The sequence below is a fragment of the Microcoleus sp. MON1_C5 genome, assembly GCF_036701875.1.
GTDB lineage: Bacteria > Cyanobacteriota > Cyanobacteriia > Cyanobacteriales > Microcoleaceae > Microcoleus.
Map to the genome: position 1 here is coordinate 117,453 of NZ_JAUBRN010000007.1, position 16,895 is coordinate 134,347.

General features: G+C 45.8%; 17 protein-coding genes. 7 read left to right on the top strand and 10 right to left on the bottom strand.

Annotation, left to right across the window (positions count from 1 at the left end; genetic code table 11):
- Positions 1–18 precede the first annotated feature (18 nt).
- Genes pstC through pstB form a run of 3 tightly spaced genes read left to right on the top strand, consistent with a single transcriptional unit; the run spans position 19 to position 2,709 of the window.
- The gene (gene pstC / locus QUA71_RS05535) at positions 19–963 is read left to right on the top strand and encodes a phosphate ABC transporter permease subunit PstC (RefSeq protein WP_333283135.1); all 945 of its coding nucleotides are present in this window, start codon (positions 19–21) and stop codon (positions 961–963) included.
- 5 nt (positions 964–968) lie between these two features.
- Positions 969–1,865: a phosphate ABC transporter permease PstA gene (pstA, locus tag QUA71_RS05540; RefSeq protein ID WP_332955733.1), complete on the top strand. Its 897-nt coding sequence runs from the start codon at positions 969–971 to the stop codon at positions 1,863–1,865.
- Between the two features lie 37 nt (positions 1,866–1,902).
- Positions 1,903–2,709 carry a phosphate ABC transporter ATP-binding protein PstB gene (pstB, locus tag QUA71_RS05545; RefSeq protein WP_190656854.1) on the top strand — a complete coding sequence of 269 codons (807 nt, stop codon included), beginning with the start codon at positions 1,903–1,905 and terminating at the stop codon, positions 2,707–2,709.
- 46 nt (positions 2,710–2,755) lie between these two features.
- On the opposite strand, the gene QUA71_RS05550 is transcribed toward pstB, so the two are convergent.
- Positions 2,756–3,970 carry a transposase gene (locus QUA71_RS05550; protein WP_333283140.1) on the bottom strand — a complete coding sequence of 405 codons (1,215 nt, stop codon included), beginning with the start codon at positions 3,968–3,970 and terminating at the stop codon, positions 2,756–2,758.
- A 281-nt stretch (positions 3,971–4,251) separates the two neighbouring features.
- Positions 4,252–7,803: a methionine synthase gene (gene metH / locus QUA71_RS05555; protein WP_333283142.1), complete on the bottom strand. Its 3,552-nt coding sequence runs from the start codon at positions 7,801–7,803 to the stop codon at positions 4,252–4,254.
- Between the two features lie 69 nt (positions 7,804–7,872).
- Here metH and QUA71_RS05560 point away from each other — a divergent pair, with 69 nt between their 5' ends.
- The gene (locus QUA71_RS05560; protein ID WP_333283145.1) at positions 7,873–8,088 is read left to right on the top strand and encodes a hypothetical protein; all 216 of its coding nucleotides are present in this window, start codon (positions 7,873–7,875) and stop codon (positions 8,086–8,088) included.
- A 111-nt stretch (positions 8,089–8,199) separates the two neighbouring features.
- On the opposite strand, the gene QUA71_RS05565 is transcribed toward QUA71_RS05560, so the two are convergent.
- The 6 genes from QUA71_RS05565 to ispE all read right to left on the bottom strand — a co-directional run bounded on the left by QUA71_RS05565 (position 8,200) and on the right by ispE (position 12,449).
- The gene (locus QUA71_RS05565) at positions 8,200–8,958 is read right to left on the bottom strand and encodes a hypothetical protein (protein WP_333283147.1); all 759 of its coding nucleotides are present in this window, start codon (positions 8,956–8,958) and stop codon (positions 8,200–8,202) included.
- Positions 8,959–9,063: 105 nt separating this feature from the next.
- Positions 9,064–9,744 (bottom strand): dual OB domain-containing protein, encoded by a 681-nt coding sequence (locus tag QUA71_RS05570; RefSeq protein WP_333283150.1) that lies wholly within the window; start codon positions 9,742–9,744, stop codon positions 9,064–9,066.
- 58 nt (positions 9,745–9,802) lie between these two features.
- Positions 9,803–10,255 carry a DUF488 domain-containing protein gene (locus QUA71_RS05575; RefSeq protein WP_333060012.1) on the bottom strand — a complete coding sequence of 151 codons (453 nt, stop codon included), beginning with the start codon at positions 10,253–10,255 and terminating at the stop codon, positions 9,803–9,805.
- Positions 10,233–10,859 carry a DUF488 domain-containing protein gene (locus QUA71_RS05580; RefSeq protein WP_333283153.1) on the bottom strand — a complete coding sequence of 209 codons (627 nt, stop codon included), beginning with the start codon at positions 10,857–10,859 and terminating at the stop codon, positions 10,233–10,235. Before QUA71_RS05580 ends, QUA71_RS05575 begins: the two co-directional genes overlap by 23 nt.
- 75 nt (positions 10,860–10,934) lie before the next feature.
- A complete protein-coding gene (locus tag QUA71_RS05585; RefSeq protein WP_333188503.1) occupies positions 10,935–11,288 on the bottom strand; it encodes a DUF3082 domain-containing protein in 354 nt (117 codons plus the stop codon).
- 183 nt (positions 11,289–11,471) lie between these two features.
- Positions 11,472–12,449, bottom strand: coding sequence for a 4-(cytidine 5'-diphospho)-2-C-methyl-D-erythritol kinase (gene ispE, locus QUA71_RS05590; protein ID WP_333283156.1), 978 nt, complete (start codon positions 12,447–12,449; stop codon positions 11,472–11,474).
- Between the two features lie 90 nt (positions 12,450–12,539).
- Between ispE and QUA71_RS05595 the strand changes: the two genes are divergently transcribed.
- On the top strand, positions 12,540–12,926 hold the full coding sequence (locus QUA71_RS05595) for a hypothetical protein (RefSeq protein ID WP_333283158.1): 387 nt from the start codon (positions 12,540–12,542) through the stop codon (positions 12,924–12,926).
- A 282-nt stretch (positions 12,927–13,208) separates the two neighbouring features.
- Positions 13,209–14,093, top strand: coding sequence for an ATP-binding protein (locus QUA71_RS05600; protein WP_333283161.1), 885 nt, complete (start codon positions 13,209–13,211; stop codon positions 14,091–14,093).
- Positions 14,094–14,199: 106 nt separating this feature from the next.
- Here QUA71_RS05600 and rsmA read toward each other — a convergent pair whose 3' ends face one another.
- The gene (gene rsmA, locus QUA71_RS05605; protein ID WP_333283164.1) at positions 14,200–15,021 is read right to left on the bottom strand and encodes a 16S rRNA (adenine(1518)-N(6)/adenine(1519)-N(6))-dimethyltransferase RsmA; all 822 of its coding nucleotides are present in this window, start codon (positions 15,019–15,021) and stop codon (positions 14,200–14,202) included.
- Between the two features lie 180 nt (positions 15,022–15,201).
- Here rsmA and galK point away from each other — a divergent pair, with 180 nt between their 5' ends.
- The gene (gene galK, locus QUA71_RS05610) at positions 15,202–16,281 is read left to right on the top strand and encodes a galactokinase (RefSeq protein ID WP_333283167.1); all 1,080 of its coding nucleotides are present in this window, start codon (positions 15,202–15,204) and stop codon (positions 16,279–16,281) included.
- Here galK and QUA71_RS05615 read toward each other — a convergent pair.
- Positions 16,271–16,645, bottom strand: coding sequence for a signal peptidase I (locus QUA71_RS05615; protein WP_333283170.1), 375 nt, complete (start codon positions 16,643–16,645; stop codon positions 16,271–16,273). The genes galK and QUA71_RS05615 overlap by 11 nt on opposite strands.
- Positions 16,646–16,895: the final 250 nt, after the last annotated feature.

Below are 16,895 nucleotides of genomic sequence, written 5' to 3' on the forward strand. Positions count from 1 at the left end.
GGAGGAAATCTCAAGCCCATGACCCTAACTCCTAGTTCCTTTGATGACTCCCTTTTCGCTGCGGATGACTCCTTGCTTAAGAAGTCTTCGGAAGATGTCCCCGAAAAGATTATTAGTGCGGTTTTATTTGCCTGTGCCTTCGTGTCCGTTGCCACAACCTTTGGTATTGTCTGGATCATTTTCCAAGAGACTTTGGGTTTTTTCCAAGAAGTTTCTTTAGCCCAGTTTTTTCTGGATACCCGATGGACTCCGCTGTTTGCCGATGCCCATTTTGGCATCTGGCCGCTGCTGAACGGAACGTTTTTAACCTCTGCGATCGCTATGGCTGTGGCGGTTCCTTTGGGTTTGTCTTCAGCCATTTACCTGAGTGAATATGCCCAACCGAAAGTGGCAGCCGTGTTGCGCCCTGCTGTGGAGTTATTGGGGGGAATTCCCACAGTAGTTTATGGTTACTTTGCTTTGCTCTTTGTCACTCCGGTTCTGCGGCATCTTTTCCCCTTAGAGATTTTTAATGCCCTCAGCGCTGGGTTAATGATGGGCATTATGATCACCCCCACCGTCGGTTCCATCAGCTTAGATGCTATTCAATCGGTTCCCCGTTCTCTGCGGGAAGGTTCCTATGCCTTGGGCATTACCAAACTAGAAACCATTTTTAATGTGGTTCTTCCGGCAGCCTTGTCTGGGATTATGGCTTCGATTATTTTAGGCGTTTCCCGCGCAGTGGGAGAAACCATGACCGTTCTGATTGCGGCTGGATCGCAGCCTCGCCTCACTTTCAATTTCATGGAATCCGTCGCCACCCTGACCGCTTTTATGGCGGAGATTTCGGGGGGAGATAGTCCCAGGGGTAGCCTCAGTTTTAAGACTTTGTATGCGGTGGGAGCAGTTCTGTTCCTGATTACATTGTCTCTCAATATGGCCAGCTTCTGGATTTCTAGTCGCTTTAAGGAAAAATACGACTGATTGCTATGGTTAAATCAACTTCAACAAACAATTCCGTCAAAACTGCCGAATTTACCGATAACCTAGAACGCCGAGAAGCGATCGGTAAAGTCTTTGAGTATCTATTCTTAATTGGATTACTCATCGGTTTATTTGTCCTCGCCTTACTGGTTCTTAATATCCTTCATGATGGACTTGGCAGATTGCTAACACCGGGGTTTCTCACGGAAACGCCTTCCCGTTTTGCCGAACGCGGAGGTATCCGTCCAGCCATTATTGGGAGTTTCTTTCTGGGACTAATCGTCCTTCTGGTTGCGGTTCCCATTGGGGTAGGGGCTGCTTTGTACCTAGAGGAATATGCCCCTAAAAAATGGTGGACGGCCGTGATTGAGATAAATATCGGGAATTTAGCGGGGATTCCTTCTATTGTCTATGGCTTACTGGGTTTAGGGGTCTTTAACTATTTACTAGGGTTTGGGCCTACCTTGATTTCGGGGGCATTAACCCTTGCCCTATTGTCTTTACCTGTCATTATCGTCACGGCGAGGGAGGCCATCCGCGCCGTTCCCGATTCCCTGAGAAATGCTTCCTATGGACTGGGAACTACCAAATGGCAAACCATCCAACACCATGTCTTACCCTATGCCATTCCGGGAATTCTTACGGGGGTGATTATTTCTGTTTCCCGCGCCATGGGGGATGCTGCTTCTTTGGTGGTCGTGGGTGCTGTCAGTTTCCTCACGTTTAATCCGGGTTTATTCCAACGATTTATGGCGTTACCCATTCAAATTTTCAGCTATATCACTCGTCCTGAACCGGGGTTTGCCAGTGCAGCCGCAGCGACGATTATTGTGCTGATTATCTTGATTTTGGGGCTTAATGGCGTCGCTATCTATCTGCGCCAACGCTATTCCAGCCATTAATTAACTTGAGTTGTCAAGATTAAGGAGACTATTTCAGATGACTGACAGTAATACCAAACTCAAAACGGACGATAGCGTGTTTAATGCAGAAGGCGTAAAGGTTTATTACAATGGCTTTTTAGCCCTTGTCGATGTCTATATCAAAATTCCCCGTCAAAAAATTGTGGCTTTTATCGGTCCTTCAGGCTGTGGCAAAAGTACCTTATTGCGTTGCTTCAATCGCATGAATGATTTAATCCCTGGTGCCAAGGTGGAAGGGAAACTTATTTACCGCAACCGCGATATTTACGATCCGCAAGTGAATTCTGTTAAATTGCGGCGACAGGTGGGAATGGTGTTTCAAAGACCGAATCCTTTTCCCAAGAGCATTTATGAAAATATTGCCTATGCCCCCAGAACCAACGGTTATCAAGGAAATCTGGATGAATTAGTAGAATCTTCCCTCAGACAAGCAGCTATCTGGAATGAGGTCAAGGATAAGCTGAAAGATAAAGGAACAGCATTATCCGGGGGACAACAACAACGGCTTTGTATTGCCCGCGCGATCGCCATGAAACCCGATGTTTTATTGATGGATGAACCTTGCTCTGCTCTCGACCCCATTTCTACGCGACAGGTCGAAGAACTGTGCTTAGAACTGAAGGAACGATACACAATTATTACAGTGACTCACAATATGCAGCAAGCGTCCAGAATCGCGGATGCGACGGCTTTTTTCAATACAGAAACGGACGATCAAGGCAAACGACGCGGCAAATTGGTGGAGTTTGGTCCCACTGAACAAATTTTCCGTTCTCCCCAAACCAAAGAAGCCGAAGAGTACATTAGTGGACGCTTTGGTTAAACGCAAGTGTTAGATTTAGGCGTTACGCATTTTGACATACCCCTGCCTAAAGGCGAGGGGATTCTTGATTCGCAGGGATTCCAATGAATTTACCCTCGGCAAGCATCTTGACCGTATGCCCTACGGCTGCAAGTCCTCTAATTAGAACTACTTGAGCGGCTGCAACATCTCTGTCCGTTGTATAGCCACAGTTCGAGCATGAATGAGTACGTTCATCAAGCTGTTTTTTTCCTGTTTCTGCTAGACAATTGGGGCAAACTTGACTCGTCTTATGAGCGCTTACCTTTTGAAAGTACACGCCATATTTCCAAGAAGTTTGCTCTAGGATGGTGAAGAACTGACCCCAGCTTGCGTCTAAGCAGTGTTTCCCTAGCATCGCCCTAGACAGCCCAATCAAATTCAGATCCTCAACGAAAATCATTCCCACATTTTGGCAGATTTGATGAGATAATTTACGATGCCAATCTTTCCGACTGTTAGCAACGTATTCATGCAGTTTTGCGACTTTCTTTTGAGCTTTACGCCAATTGTTAGAACCTAGTTTTTTCCGACAGACACGTTGTTGCAGCAATTTAAGCTTGCGTTCTGCGTCTTTAAAAAATCTTTGGCGCTTGACTAAAAGACCGTTAGAAGTTGCTAGAAAATTAGTTAGTCCCACATCAATTCCGATACCTTCACCGTGGGGCATTAGATTGGGTACTGAAACGTCCCATTGTAGGGTTAACATCACGTACCAACCGCTAACCCTACGGACTATCCTTGCTTGCTTAATCGTTGCACCATCAGGGATAGTCCGTGATTGATGGAACTTAACCCAACCAATTTTAGGGAGCTTCACCGCTTGATTTTGGACGGGATTAACCCCCAATTGTGGGAACACAAACGATCGCATTGTTCCTGCTTTCTTAAAGCGGGGGAAACCGTGTTTTTGTTCCCACATACTCACAAACGCTTTTTCAAGCCTTTTCAGTGTTTGCTGTAGGACGTGTACGCCGACGGCAGCCAAAGCAGGTATATTTGCTCTAGCTGTAGTTAAGCTTTTGCATTGGCTCGCATAAGTTGGTCGCTTCGTTTCGGCCCCAATGATAAATTCAGACCGGATAGAGCAAGCGTTAATTCGACAACTACGAGACTCAAACCAATGTTTACGCTCTGCCAATGCGTAGTTGTATACGCGACGGCATTGTTCTAGCCAATCTTCAAAGATTGCTATTTGTCCTGCCGTTGGTTTGAGTTTGAATTCGTAGACTAAATGAAACATTTGCTCTATCCTCCTAGCTGATTATACCACAACCATGAGCAAACGTTGAAACGCTTTTTCAAGAAGTCTAATTAAAGCCGTCCTAAAAGGACGGGGCTTGCACCCAAATTTTCGGTCAGCAATGATATTACCTTCTGGGCCAATACTCCGGACAGTTTTGGGAACGATACTACAAGCTTTACTGCTGTAAGTGGAGCCAAGCCTCCGGAGCTGCGTTACCAGGAAGAGCCTGGTAACGAGTATAATTCACCGAGGAATGTGGGCGCGGCGCACCCTAGAAATTAAGCGGTGAAGTATTTGGCCACTGGGTGATAGGTGATAATTGCGGTTGTTGATTGTTCGGGATAAAGTTGTTCGCTTTCATCCATGTAGAGGTTGATGCGATCGCACTTTAACAATTCCAGTTGCTTGTACTGATCCGCCATGTTCGGACAAGCAGGATAGCCGAAACTGTACCGCGAACCGCGATATCTTTGTGCCAGCATATCGCGAATGTTGTCCGGTTCCTCGCTAGCAAAGCCCAATTCCCGGCGAATTCGCGCGTGAGTCCATTCTGCTATTGCTTCCGCTGTCTGCACCGCTAATCCGTGAAAGTAGAGATAGTCGGTATATTGATGGTTAGCAAATAGCTTTTGCGCGTACTCTGTAGCAATTTCTCCCACTGTCGCTACTTGCATCGGAAATACATCGATTTTACCCGATTCTTTGGGCGCGAAAAAGTCGGCAATGCACAGCCGGCGCGCCGATTTTTGGCGGGGAAATGTGAATGTTGCAGCGGGTGTCGATAAATCTTGCCCGCCAGCCATGATTTCTGGATCGTACAAATGCAAAGAATTGCCTTCAGCTTGACAGGGAAAATACCCGTAAATTGCTTGCGGCTGCAGTAAATTTTCGGTGATAATTTTGTGTTTCCATTCCTCCAATTTCGGATAAACTGTCTCAGCTAAGAAAGCGTCGTATTCTTCCCGCGATTGGTCTTTTGGCTTGCGGAACTGCCACTGACCGGCCACTAAAGCTTGCAAATCTAGGTGCCAGAAAATCTCCTCAAAGGGGATGTCTTCTCCCTGCAACAGTTTCGTTCCCCAGAAAGGAGGAGTCGGGCGATCGATATCTGCTGCAACTGCTTCGGATCGCCTGGTATCTATCACCACAGGAGTGTCTGCTTTCTTGGCATCTTCTACAGAAGTTTCTGGCGCCGCTTTAGCTTCTTTAACCGCCTCATTATCATCCTCTGTTTCATCTAAAAATCCTTGCAAGTCTTCCCAATTTCCAGCAGATTTTGCTGGCATGAGTTTGTCCATAAAGTGCAAGTCAGAAAACGCATCTTTGCCGTAAATAACTTTACCTTTGTAAGTATTTTGGCAGTCTTCATGCACAAACTTGGGAGTCAAAGCTGCCCCGCCCAAAATTACCGGGACGGTGATTCCTTTTTGGTTGAACACTTCCAGATTCTCTTTCATGAACGCAGTAGATTTTACCAGCAACCCACTCATGGCAATACAGTCGGCTTTGTGCTTTTCGTAGGCTTCGATGATATTGTCAACCGACTGTTTAATTCCCAAGTTGATCACTCGGTAGCCGTTGTTTGATAAAATAATATCAACTAAGTTTTTGCCGATATCGTGAACGTCGCCTTTGACAGTAGCGATGATGAATGTGCCTTTGGCATTGTCCCCAGATTCGGACTTTTCCATGTGCGGTTCTAAATAGGCAACTGCCGCTTTCATGGTTTCTGCTGACTGCAATACAAATGGCAGTTGCATTTGTCCCGAACCGAACAATTCTCCGACTACTTTCATCCCGTCTAACAGGAAAGTATTGATAATGTGGAGGGGCGGATATGTTTCTAATGCTTTGGCGAGTTGGATGTCGAGCCCAATGCGTTCGCCGTCGATGATGTGCTGCTTCAGGCGTTCTTCTACCGGAAGGCTGGCGTCTTCTGTACGATCGCGCTTTGTGGTTTTGCCCGCAAACACCGTTGTCAGGTCGCCCAAGGGGTCGTAAACGCAAATATCGCCGTCAAACTCCCGTTCGTCGTAAATCAGTTTACGGCAGATTTCTTGGTGTTTGGGGTCGATTTTGGCGAGGGGCAAAATCTTATTGGCGCTGACAATTGCCGAGTCCATCCCGGCTTGCATTGCTTCGTGCAAAAACATCGAATTCAAGACTTGCCGCGCCGCCGGATTCAAGCCGAAGGAAATGTTAGAAACTCCTAAGATTACGTGACAACCGGGCAATTCTTGGCGAATGCGGCGGATCGATTCGATGGTAGCTTTGCCGTTTTTTCTGTCTTCTTCTATCCCGGTCGAAATGGGCAATGCTAGGGTGTCAAAAAAGATTTCTTCGGGGGGAATTCCGTAGGCGACGGCGGCGTTATAGGCGCGCTGGGCGATCGCAAATTTTTGGTCAGCAGTTCTGGCCATCCCGTCTTCGTCAATTGTCCCGATAACTATGCCCGCGCCGTATTTTTTCGCTAACTCCAAAACTTGATAAAAACGCGGTTCTCCGTCTTCATAGTTAGTGGAATTCAGCAAACATTTGCCGCCCGCAACTTTTAAGCCTGCTTCCATCTTTTCCCATTCGGTGGAATCCAGCATTAAAGGGAGAGTGGCATTAGTCACAACGCGGGAAACTAATTCTTTCATGTCTCGCACGCCGTCGCGGCCGACATAATCCACGTTGACATCAAGAATGTGCGCGCCTTCTCGCACTTGTTCCCTGGCCATTGCTACTAAACCGTCCCAGTCTTCGGCGTTTAGCAAATCGCGGCATTTTTTGGAACCGCTGGCGTTGAGTCTTTCGCCGACAATTAAGAAGGAATTCTCTTGTTCGTAGGGTTGGGCGCTATAAATTGAAGCGGCGGATGGTTCCCAAGTAATTTCGCGGATTTTGGGTTTAAGAGTTTTGCCAATTTCTGCTAGTTCGCGGATGTGATCGTAGCGGGTTCCGCAGCAGCCGCCGATGACTTGCACGCCTAAGTCTTCGACAAAGCGCATCAAGGCCATTTTTAATTCTATTGGCGTGAGTTTGTAGTGCGCGTGGCCGCCGATGTTTTCGGGTAAACCGGCGTTGGGAACGCAGGAAACGACGAAGGGCGAGTGTTCGGAAAGGTATTTGACGTGTTCGGCCATGCGATCGGGCCCGGTGGCGCAGTTGAGGCCTAAAATGTCGATCGGGTACGGCTGCAAAATGGCTAGGGCGGCGCTGATGTCGGAACCGACTAACATGGTGCCGGTGGCTTCCATTGTGACTGATACCATTAACGGAATTCGCGCGCCTTTTTTCTTAAATACTTCTTCAATCGCATTTAATGCTGATTTAATTTGCAGCACATCTTGACAAGTTTCGACAATAAATAAGTCAACGCCGCCGTCATAAAGTCCTTCTGCTTGTTCGGCAAAAGCGGCGGTGAGAGTGTCGAAATCGATGTGTCCTAATGTTGGCAATTTGGTGCCTGGCCCGATCGATCCTGCGACAAATCTCGGTTTTTCTGGCGTGGAAAATTCGGCGGCGATACCCTTGGCAAGTTCGGCGGCAGTTTTGTTGAGATAATATGCTTTGTCTGCCAAATCGTACTCGGCGAGAACGATGGAAGCCGCGCCAAAGGTGTCTGTTTCGATGACATCGGCCCCTGCTTCGAGGAATCCCCGGTGCACGTTGGCGACGGCTTCGGGTTTGGTGTGGACGAGATATTCGTTGCAGCCTTCGTATTCTTTGCCGCCAAAGTCTTCTGCGGTGAGGTTTTGGACTTGCAGGTTGGTTCCCATTGCGCCGTCGAAGACGATGACGGGGCGTGAGGGGTGGTGGAGTCGATCGAGGAATCTGCTATTCATAAGCGGTAAAAAAACGCCGGTGCTATATATTTACAATTTTATCTATTGTGCAATATTGTCAACAATTATGTGACTGTTGCCAAACTACTAATTACTCAAGGATTTAATGCTGCTGACAATAGTTCGATCGTACCTGTAATTTTACCGATCGCCCTGGATAATTGTCAAAATTCTGTTGTGGGCGAGGCTGCGGGGGGAAAACAGGCGAGTTGCGAGGGATTTTTTCGCTTAACTGTTGAGGAATTTGGCGAAAATGCGATCGCCACAATTAAACGAGTCATATAGCAATCCTTGCAGGAGTCGTAAATTTTTACCCTACTCCAACCCTCCCCGAACCCGCTCGTTCGCCAGTAAGAAATTCACAAGTGATGCGAGGATTGCTATATAACTAAAGCATTAAGATTTCTTTCTCATGCTTTTGTTGGAAGCTCTTTTAGGCAGCCGCTTAATTTCACTTTCGCCTCCTTGAACTTCTACTTTTTTAAAATTTTCTTCTACTTGTTCTATAATTTCAAAATCAACAATTTCAACATCGCCCCCGCTGATTTCTTCGTCTTCCTCGATCTCCTCCGAATTCTGTTGATTTGCGATTAACTGCCCCGCTAACCCAGAAGCTTGAACAGACAATTCTTCGATTTTTTCATTAATTTCAACTTCTCCACTCCGATGCTCAATTTCCGGGGTTACTATATATTTTTCTTTAGAGTAAAGATGAGCGAGTTCTTGACTAATTTCAGTTTCTCTGATTTCCTTGTCTACTAGCTGCATTGATAACTGCTGCTTTTCCCTTGACAATTCCTCAACCTTAGTCACAAGGATTCTAATCTGTTCGTTGAGAATGCGAATTTCTCGGTTTTGCTGCTGAATCATTTCTTCGGCATCAGCAATAGTTCGATTTCTCTCTAATATCACCTCATTTTTAGTTTCTAATTCCAAAGCGCTCATAGCCGCTTTAATTACATTATAAAAATGCGGCTTAGATACATCAACTTGTTTAGCATTATGGCGGCTTTTCCCCAAAAGTCCAATCTTTTCTCCTTGCTTAACAGCCAAAACAAAACCTTGATGATTTTTTATTTTTAATTCTTTGACAAAATCTACTTGAACTAAACTGCAAATATATTTGTGACAGTCAAAATAAAATTCTGCTTTCATCAAAAAGCACCCCTTTCTGCTACAGTCCCGCAGAATTATAGCATGAACAGAGTTTTTGCGGGAAATAAAAAGAAATAAATAATCGATAGCCCATTTTGGTCAAAACTAAATTTCATCATCAACAACATCTTCCGGCAACTCTACCACACCCGCAATCAACTTCCAACAAGGGTCATCTCCCTTCCAATCATCGGGCCGCCAAGGCATACTCAAACTCACTGTTACCAAACAAGCTTTTTGCGGTCGATACCCCAATTCTAACTTTAGAATAAACACCGGATCGGTAATTGTTGCAGTCAATCTTTGACCATGCTGCGTGACAATAGATCCTTTCCATTTATTACCACCTTGCTTTCTTTTAATTGGCTCGTTTACCGTAAATCTTACTGCTTTGACTAATTGCAAAGTTAGGCGCTCGCACATTGGCAAAGACTGCATATATTCCACCGTAACATATCGCAAATCGTTGTGCAAAATATATTCTTGACTATTGCAATATTTCAGCAAATATGCTGGCGCAACTTTCCCTACTTGCCGCCATTCTCCCGGTAAAACAGAAAGATTTTCACACGCAAAGCCAAAGTCCGGTCCCGTCTTGGCCAGAGGGATTTCTAGAACATCTAACAACGCGGGTCCAAGTCTATTTATCAGGCACATTGCTTTAGGAATTCGACCATCTGGTAAGTCGGAAACAGGACGCACCCACTTACCTTGAAGTTCATTAATTCCGGCGATGCACCTGTCGTGGTTTTTCCAGGAATTAGCGAGACAAATTATTTGAGCCATTCGATTTTAGATTTTAGATTTTAGATTCGTCCCACAATGATATAGTATTTTCAATAAATCAAAGATGATTAATTGTGACATTCTTCCACTTCTCGCTGAGATATTCAGCAACTAAGCGGCGGTGACAATTATGAGGTTTTGGTTCGCTACAAAGCAGACACCCCCAGTCTAAAATATCCGATGAAACCTGGTGTTCAATTTGTCGCTCGCCCATCAACTCCAAAAACTTCTGTTCATAAACATCCCAATCTCCCTTTTTCTTTTTATAATCATCCAAAATATCTGGAGTCGGCGCTAAATCCAGAAGGTGAACGTACTCAATATTGCCAATTGTTCGCAAAAAATACTCTAAATCTTTCCGCTTAGCAAAACCCGCCAACTGCGACACATTATTCAGCCGCGTATCTATCACCCTGCGGACTCCCGCTTTCATCAAAGTATCAAAAAACTGCTCGGCGCTTTTTTGAGTAAAACCAATTGTAAATAAATTAATTGCTTTCTTTTGTGACATAAGCGATTTCCAATCCGTGACGATAATAAGCTGTTTCTAAATCAACTATTTCCTGTTTAAGTTGAGGCTCTACTTCAAACAAGCTTAGCTGAATTGGCTCATTATCTTTTTTGCCTTTGTTAAACTTGCTCAAAAGTCTTTCTTCTAAATGCGGGTGCGATTCTAAATTGCCATCTGACAGAATGTGATTAATTTGTAAATTAAATTTTTTAACTTTGTGGCAGACTAAAATAGTCCGATGACAAGTAATCGGGTCTTTTTCCGCACACATTAAACTGATTTTATAATTGGCTGCGTTTTTGAGCAAGCGCTGAATTCCTTGGGAAAATAGAGGAGTGGCTGCTATGCGATCGTATAAAGCTTTACCGCTAGAATCGTAACAGCTTAAATCTTCGGGTCTCGCGCCCAACTCTTTGCCTAAAAAAACATATTGAATGCCGACACTTGACAGAGAAGCTTTAATTTCGGATTTATTAAAATGAGGTAAATAGCGGCTAAAAGGATGCGATCGCACGTCCGCCACCGCCGTAATTCCGTGTTGTTGCAGCAGCAAAACAAACGCTTCAATACTTAGATTGGAGTGTCCGATCGTAAATAATTCCATTGCTTCGATCTTACTATGCAGTCTTTGCCTTGCAGATGAAAGTTTGTGTCGCCTAGTTCTTGCAATTGGTAGACTTCAAGCTGTAGGTTTCTTTAGCAACTTTTGAATTAAAAGTTGCACAGCCAGCAGCATCAAACCCAAAGATGCAAAAGCAAAAACACCCGCACCCAAAGCCACTATCCCCATGACTAAAGTTCGCACAGCCGCGCCAATATTAATCGCAGTCACATTGTCAGAATGAATGGGCGAATTTGCAAAAGTTTGGACGATCGACAAAGTTAGCGCGTACAATGCCGCCGCAAACCCGCCCGCGATCAGCGAACCCATCACGCACCGCAAAATCGTCGGCGGCGTGGAAGATGCAGAGGTTGCATCTCCAGCCGAACTCAGAGGTTTAGAAGTAGAATTTGGATTAGTTAAATCAGTCATGGCGATTTTAGATTTTAGATTTTAGATTTTAGATTTCTGGTTAATTCACCAAAACTAAAATCGGTCTTGCATGACATATTATCAGTTCTTCGATCTCAATAGACTCTGCGAAAAGTTAGATTCATCTTGACCCTCGCCTGTTAGACAGGTTTAACGGGCGATGGCGATCGCACCCTCTTCGAGTTACACCCTAGAAATCGGCGGTTTCGTCTCGTTTCCCTCCGAAAAAATCTGAATTCCAGTATTGCTAAACTGTGCTACCCAAAAATCCAAATCTGGAGAAGCGATCGCACTTTTAACCCGTTCCATAACTTGCTGAGCCTGCTCTGAAGACTCGGCCAGCGCAAACACCGTCGGCCCGGAACCCGACATCATCGTTCCCAAAGCCCCCGCCGACTCAAAAGCCTGCCGCAACTGCAACACCTGCGGGTACACGGGCAAAGCAACTTTTTCTAAATCGTTGTGCAGCAATTGACCAATTTTCGATCGATCTTTTTGGGCGATCGCCCCCACCATCGGGCCCGAATGCAGCCGTTCCCGGCGGCACCCCAAATCTTCCGCTGCACAATAGGAATTACTGAACTGCTGGCGATAAGTTTGATACGCCCAGGCCGTAGAAATACTGAGATTGCGGTACTTCGCCAGCACCACAGAAAAGCCTGCCAAATCCGGCAAGGGCGACAGTTTATCCCCGCGACCAGTTGCCAAAGCCGTACCTCCTGCAATGCAAAAAGGCACATCCGAACCCAAAGTTCCCCCCAACTCTTGCAACTCCGAGTGAGTAAGTCCCAATTGCCACAGCAAATCCATCCCCACTAAAACCGCCGCCGCATTTGCAGAACCGCCGGCGAGTCCCGCCGCCACGGGAATCTGCTTGTGAATGGCAATCTCGACTCCGCCGTATTTCGCCAAAGCATCGGGGAATTGCTTCGCCAACAAATCCGCCGCCCGGTAGGCCAGGTTATTCTTATCAGGAGGGACTTGCGGGTGATCGCAGCGCACGCGAATCGTGTCCGTACCGATCGCGCGCAAGTCAATTCGATCGGCTAAATCTATGCTTTGAAGTACCATCGCCAGTTCGTGATATCCGTCGGGGCGATCGCCTATGATTTCCAAATACAGATTGATTTTTGCTGAAGCTAACAGAGAATATGAACGCATAGGTGATTAAGCCGCAGGTGAAAGAAACCCCTGGTTGAAATTAATTGACACCAGTCCCCGTCCATTTTCTCACAACTCAAAGGAAAAATTATGCAGGAAATGTGGAAAACTTTTTTTAGTTCCGGGTCATTTATTCCTCACGGTCACTGCTATCTCTGGCATACCCCGTTAGTCTGGCTTCACGTTGCCTCAGATTCTATAATTGCACTGGCGTATTTTTCCATCCCGATTACATTGGTTTATTTTATTTCCAAACGCGAAGATTTGCCCTTTAATTGGATCTTTGCCCTGTTTGGAGCCTTTATCGTCGCCTGTGGGATCACTCACCTATTTGAACTCTGGACGCTTTGGCATCCTACCTATTGGCTTTCAGGAACAATGAAAGCAATTACTGCCCTTTTTTCATTTGCTACAGCCATACTTTTGCTAGACTTAATACCTCAAGCCCTAGCACTTCCCAGTCCCGCACAGTTATAATCCGCCAACCAACTCCTAGAAGCTGAAATTGTCGAGCGCCAATTAGCAGAAGCTGCACTACAAAAAGCTAAAGAAGAATTAGAAATTCGAGTTGAGGAACGCACCGCAGAGTTAAAGTCTCAAACTCAACATTTAGAATTTGCCAACCAACTCCTAGAAGCTGAAATTGTCGAGCGCCAATTAGCAGAAGCTGCCCTAAAACAAGCTAAAGAAGAATTAGAAATTCGAGTTGAAGAACGCACCGCAGAGTTAAAGTCTCAAACTCAACAGCTCGAACAAGCCTTGTCTGACTTGAAGCAGGCTCAATCCCAGCTAATTCAGAGCGAAAAAATGTCGTCTTTGGGGCAATTGGTCGCTGGTGTTGCTCATGAAATCAACAATCCGATTAACTTTATTTACGGCAATGTTACTTACGTTCGCCAGTATACCGATAGTTTGCTAGAACTGGTCTATCTTTATCAAGAGCAGTATCCAAATCCCCTACCCCAAGTTAAAGAAAAACTCAAGTCGGTAGATTTAGATTTTATCATTTCTGACCTGCCAGAAATATTAATTTCTCTGAAAAATGGCGCCGAGCGCATTCTCGGTATTGTCAAGTCGCTGCGAATTTTTGCTCGCCATGACGAAGCAGAAATGAAATTAGCCGACATTCACGAAGGAATTGACAGTACACTGATGATTTTGCAAAGCCGATTGAATGCTCAGCAAGGTTTGTGGAGCATTCAAGTTATCAAAGAATATGGCAATTTACCGAAAATAGAGTGCTATCCCGGACAGCTAAATCAAGTGTTTATGAATATCCTGGCTAATGCTATTGATGCTTTAGAAGAGGACAGCGATAGCGATTCGATTGCAGACAATGAAGCTAATCCCCGCCTCATCAAAATTTCTACCAAACTTTTAGACAGTGAAATGGTAGAAATCAGAATTAGCAACAACGGCCCCGACATAACAGAATCGGTGATAAAGCACTTATTTAATCCCTTTTTTACCACTAAACCAGTAGGGAAAGGCATAGGGTTGGGTTTATCGATCGGCTATCAAATTATCACCGTAAGACATCTAGGCGAATTGCAGTGTATTTCTTCACCGGGGAAAGGTACGGAATTTATTATTAAAATTCCGATTAGCCTGGAATCAACCTTTAAAAATCCACAACAAACCTAAATTCGACTGTTTCTAGTCAGGCCGAAGAGTCCTTCTTCATAAAAAAACAAAATAGCCAGATACCAGACTTCATTAATAATTCGGGTATTTAACAAAATTGTTAACTTCAAACATCGGACATCATATTATTACTCAAATTTACCCATTGCTCCACGCTTAAATCTTCAGCACGAGATTGAGGATTTATCTGTAACTCTTCTAGCAATTGAACGAGTTTATCTAAGTCCACAGCCCCTTTCAAATTATTTCGCAGCATCTTGCGCTTGCTACCAAATCCCAACTTAACTAAATTCTCCAAATAGCGCGGATTAACCGCCGCAGTTTCTATCTGTCTGGGAAGCAGCCGCACCACGGCAGAATCGACTTTGGGCGGCGGAAAAAAATCTTTAGAGGGCACATCGCAAATTAACTCGCATTCTGCTAAATACTGCACCCGCACCGACAAAGCGCCAAAAGCTGTCGAACCCGGTTTAGCGTAAAGCCTTTGGGCCACTTCTTTCTGCACTAACAGCACGATCGAATCGAAGGGTTTAGCAGCAGGAACAGATATGGTTCCCAGCAGTTTTTGCAGAATCGGGCCGGTGATATTATAGGGAATGTTGGCAACAACTTTATTGGGATTTTGGAATTTGGGAAATGCTGTTAGTTCAGCCTCTAAGTCCATTTCCAAGATGTCGCCTTGCAGCAGTAAAAAATTGTCGGTTTTGCCGAGTTGTTTGGCTAGCTTGAGACACAAATCTCGATCGATCTCCACCGCTACAACAGACTCAGCCGCAGGCAGCAAGCGTCGAGTCAAAATCCCCGTACCCGGCCCAATTTCCAGGACGCGATCGCGATCCAAAGAAGCCGCTTTCACAATCTTATCTAAGGCTTTCTCGCTTTTGAGCCAATGTTGAGCAAACTGTTTCCGGGGTCTGGTCGATCGCATTTTTTGAATTTTTGGAGAAATCTTAGCCTGTCATTCTATCACAGCTCAATATCTTTTCCTAACCTACGGTCATGTTGATTTTTGTTAACAGGGGTTGAATTAAGCAAAAAACATGGGCACTATAAAAAGATAAACGATAAAAAATAAATTAATTTGTTCCCAATTACCACTTCCCAAAAAATGCAATTCCAACGAGTATTTGGTACATTACCCCAAACCACAGCCAGCGCGCCCGGAAGAGTAAACCTGCTGGGCGAACACACAGACTACAACGATGGATTTGTACTTCCAACTGCGATTCCCCAGTGCACAACAGTAGAAATCGGCTTCAGCAGCGACGCTATACACCATTTTTTTTCAGCAGAATATGACGAACTCATAAATTATTCAGACGACGATACAATACCGCAAAACTTCGTCAGTTATATCTGTGGCTGCCTCAGACTTTTAGAAAAAGAAGGATACAAAGTACCGCCAATAAATCTCTACATAACCTCCAATGTGCCGATCGGCTCCGGTTTGTCCAGCAGCGCCGCTTTAGAAATAGCAACCCTCAGAGGACTGCGCGCGCTGCTGAATCTCCCCCTAGATGACGTGCGGCTAGCTCAAATCGGACAGCAAGCCGAAATCCAGTATGCCGGCTTGAACTGCGGCATCATGGATCAAATGGCGTCGAGTTTAGCAGACACCAACACCATGCTATTTATCGACACCCGCAGCCTCGAATGCCGCCCGGTACCTTTTCCCGCAGGCACAGAAATTTTAATAATTGACAGCGGCGAAAGCCACAAACTAGCAGCAGGAAGCGGCTACAACGAGCGCCGCGCCGAGTGCGAGGAATCCGCGCGGATATTGGGAGTTAAGGCTCTCAGGGATATCGCCGATCCCCAAGCAGTCGAAGTATTGCCAGAACCCCTCAAAAGGCGATCGCGCCACGTCGTTACCGAAAACAACCGCGTGCTTGAAGCGGTAAAATCTTTGCCGGCAGAGCGTTTTGGTGAGTTAATGAATGCTTCCCACGCCAGCCAGCGCGACGACTACGAAGTTTCGGTGGCGGCAGTAGACGCGCTGGCGGCCATCTTGCAGTCAATCCCCGGAGTCTTCGGCGCAAGGCTGACGGGCGGAGGTTTTGGCGGTGCTTGCGTAGCGCTGGTTGAGAGTGGGAAAGCGGGTGTTATCGCATCAGAGGCGATCGATCGCTACCAGCGCGCGGGTTATAACGGCCGCGTTTTAGTTCCCGATATGAAAGTTAATTCTTAACTCCCGAACTATCTCCCGACAGCGAAGGCCAGCGCACAGTGACGATCACCGAATCCTCCTCGGCAGACCAATAATGAGGCACTCCCGGCAGCCACAGAGCATAATCTCCTTCGCGAGAAAGCAAGATTTCTTGTTCTGGAAATTGCAGGCGAAACCGCCCTTTTACCAGGATAGAAAGCGTCGTGGCTTCCGCATTTACCGCCCACTGAGTCCTGCAATCTCCGGCGGGGTGAGTGCCCCATTTTACCTCTAAAACAGAAGTCGATCGCGGGTCATCTTCAGGCGTCATAAAGTGACCCGCAAACCAACCGCCCCGACTTGCACCTTCAGCGCCCGCATTTCCGAAAACCACTTGAGATGACATCAGCTCATCAGGTAAACAACAAATAGCTTGAGATCACAAACTCTACGTTTTGTACTCAAGGACATCCCGCTCGATCGCTCGTGCCGTAGGGACACTCCAAGAATCCATAGGTGTCAACTTAACGTACAACCGATAGTTCGACAGGGGTTGAAAACCCCTGCCTCAAAGCTAAAGTCGTCTGAAGACGACTAATGAGTTTTTCAGTCCTCTTTGAGAGGACTTTCGCTATGAGACAGGGAATTCATTCCCT